The organism is Alcanivorax sp. HI0083 (assembly GCF_001635175.1).
Genome location: NZ_LWFX01000511.1, coordinates 1 through 651 on the forward strand (window position 1 = coordinate 1; position 651 = coordinate 651).

General features: G+C 57.3%; 1 protein-coding gene and 1 pseudogene. Both read right to left on the reverse strand.

Translation table 11 applies throughout. The features are described 5' to 3' along the window. On the reverse strand, positions 1-287 hold a 287-nt coding region (locus tag A3754_RS05250), incomplete at its 3' end, for an ATP-binding cassette domain-containing protein (protein WP_156496816.1). Positions 288-403: 116 nt separating this feature from the next. Continuing rightward, positions 404-651: pseudogene (locus tag A3754_RS05255) on the reverse strand (signal recognition particle-docking protein FtsY); the annotation flags it as partial.

Here is a 651-nt window from a genome sequence, read left to right on the forward strand (position 1 = left end):
ACGCTGCGGTCGAACAGTAGCTGGTGGTTCTGGTGGACCATGCCGATCTTGCGGCGCAGCAGGGGGATGTGGCGATTACTGAAGCCGTTCAGGTTCTGGTTATCAATCAGCACCTGCCCCTGTGTCGGGCGTTCGATCATCATGATCAGCTTCAGCAGGGTGGACTTGCCCGCCCCGGAGTGACCGGTGAGAAACGTCAACTGCCCGGCGGGGAGTGTGAATCCCACTTTGCTGAGCGCGTCTTTCCCGTTCGGGTAGCGTTTGCTGACCCGGTCAAACTGAATCATGGGCGTCCTTCGGACAGTTCAAAGTAAAAAGTTTAAAGTTCAAAGGGAAAAGCGCGGGCACGGGCACTCAAGCCGCTTCGGCCTGTGCCGCGTTTCAACTTTTAACTTTGAACTTGTCACCCCGTCACATCTTCAAACAGTGCCTGCACAAACTCTTCCGCATGGAAGGGACGCAGGTCTTCCAGTCGTTCCCCGACGCCGATAAAACGAATCGGCAGGCCAGTACGTTTGGCCAAGGCAAACAGGATACCGCCTTTGGCGGTGCCGTCGAGCTTGGTGAGTGCCAACCCGGTCACGCCAGCGGCATCGCGGAACTGTTCTGCCTGGTTGATGGCATTTTGTCCGGTGCCCGCATCGAGTACCA